At 58.5% G+C, this 2,128-nt stretch carries 1 protein-coding gene and 1 pseudogene; both read left to right on the top strand.

Features of this window, described 5'->3' with window-relative positions; all coding sequences use genetic code 11:
• Positions 1-38: 38 nt before the first annotated feature.
• A complete protein-coding gene (gene mobH, locus FFS27_RS32050) occupies positions 39-1,958 on the top strand; it encodes a MobH family relaxase (RefSeq protein WP_034013927.1) in 1,920 nt (639 codons plus the stop codon).
• Positions 1,955-2,128, top strand: a pseudogene (locus tag FFS27_RS32045) (site-specific integrase); the annotation flags it as partial. The gene mobH and the pseudogene FFS27_RS32045, both read left to right, overlap by 4 nt.

Below are 2,128 nucleotides of genomic sequence, written 5' to 3'. Positions count from 1 at the left end.
CGGAAAAGCCCGCTCCATGAATCGTCATGGAGCCTCCCATGTTTCAACTCCTTTCCTGGATATCCAGGAAGCCGTCCCCCACCCCACCAACCAAAGCTGCCCCAGGGGGATTCCTCCCTCCTCTGAGCAGCATGGAACTGCTCGGCACGCCTCGGCGCCGGCAGCTACTGGAGAACATCTGGCAACGTGCCTCGCTATCCAAGCAGCAATTCGAGGAGATCTACCGGCGGCCACTGGCCAACTATGCAGAGCTGGTCCAGCAGCTCCCTGCTTCGGAAAACCATCACCATGCCCATCCAGGCGGGATGATCGATCACGGCCTGGAGATCGTGGCCTACGCACTCAAGGTACGGCAGACCTACCTGCTCCCGATCGGCGCAGCGCCGGAGTCACAGTCAGCCCAGGCTGAAGCCTGGTCGGCCGCCGCGGCGTATGGCGCCCTGGCTCACGACATAGGCAAGATCGTCGTCGACCTGCAGGTTGAGCTACAGGACGGCAGCACCTGGCACCCTTGGAACGGACCGATCAACCAGCCATACCGCTTCAAGTACGTGAAGTCCCGCGAATACCAGCTCCACGGCGCTGCCTCAGCACTCCTCATCCACCAACTGCTACCGCGCACTGCACTCGATTGGCTCAGTCGCTTTCCAGAGCTGTGGGCTCAATTGATCTACCTGTTCGCTGGGCAGTACGAGCACGCCGGGATCCTCGGCGAGATCATCGTGAAGGCAGACCAGGCCTCAGTTGCACAGGAGCTAGGAGGCAATCCGGATCGAGCTCTGGCTGCACCGAAGCAGTCGCTGCAGCGGCAGTTGGCAGACGGCCTTCGCTTCTTGGTGAAGGACAAGTTCAAGTTGAATCAACCTAGCGGCCCGTCCGATGGATGGCTGACCCAGGACGCACTCTGGCTGGTGAGCAAGCCTGCAGCCGATCAACTGAGAGCCTACCTGCTGGCCCAGGGTATCGAGGGGGTGCCCTCCTCCAACTCGCCGTTCTTCAACATGCTCCAGGACCAAGCCGTCATCCAGACAAATGCCGAGGACAAGGCCATCTGGACGGCCACGATAGACAATGGTGCTGGGTGGAGAAACAAGTTCACGCTTCTCAAGATCGCTCCAGCCTTGATCTGGGCTGACCCTGCCGAGCGGCCTGATTCCTACAGCGGATCACTCATCATTGAAGAGGGCAACGCCTCCTCTGAAAAGCCGGAAACGACCTGCGAAATTCCCAACGATCCGATTGAACAGCAGCAAGCACCAGAAACGAAGATGACGCTCCACCAACCTTCGCCGAGCGTTGCGAAACCGGCAAACGACATACAGGCGATTGCAAAACCAACAACTGCTGATCAGGAAGAAACAGACGATTTGTACGCGCTTCTTGGTAATATCACTTCGCCACCAGAAGAGCTAGACACTAGCCACGACTCATCGGCTGCTTCTCCTATGAATACTCGCGGGGAGGAGAACCTACGGCAGCCACTAGGGATCAAGGAGCCAACAGATTGCGCTCCTGAAGCAATTGAAGATGTATTTATGCCTAGCAGAAGCACTGATCTGGGACAGGGATTCGTTGGCTGGATGAAATCTGGAATCGCGGCCCGACGCCTGTTCATCAACGACACCAAAGCCTTGGTGCATACCGTCGACGGGACCACCATGCTGGTCACGCCAGGAATCTTCAAGCGCTATGTCCAGGAGCATCCAGAGCTCGAAAAGCTGGCCCAGGCCAAGGAGACGACCGGCTGGAAGCTGGTGCAGCGCGCGTTTGAGAAACAGGGTTTACACCGGAAGATCAGTAAGAACCTGAACATCTGGACCATCAAGGTTTCTGGTCCTCGCAAGACGAAGGAGCTCAAGGCTTACCTGCTCCAGGATCCCAAACTGCTGTTCCCTGTGCAGCCTCTGGACAACCCAAGCCTCACGGTCATCACCGATGCCGAAGGAGGTGTGGAATGACGCCGCAGCAGCTCACCGAGGAGTACATCTTCGCGCACGATCTCCGAGAAGCCAGCGCGAAGATCTACCGCGCCGCGACCAAGGCGCTGCTCAAGCACTTCGGTCCTACGGCAACCGTACAGGACGTGGACCACAGGGCTGTCCTGGGATGGCGGCGCAAGGTACTGGAA

Origin of the sequence: Pseudomonas sp. 2VD (assembly GCF_005503585.1) — a bacterium.
Taxonomy (GTDB): Bacteria; Pseudomonadota; Gammaproteobacteria; order Pseudomonadales; family Pseudomonadaceae; genus Pseudomonas; species Pseudomonas aeruginosa.
Note: the sequence above shows the minus strand (reverse complement) of the source record. Positions and strands in the feature narration are given on the sequence as shown.

Coding starts and splice junctions, on each gene's coding strand:
- mobH (WP_034013927.1), top strand. CDS start 39: ATGTTTCAACTCCTTTCCTGGATATCCAGGAAGCCGTCCCCCACCCCA.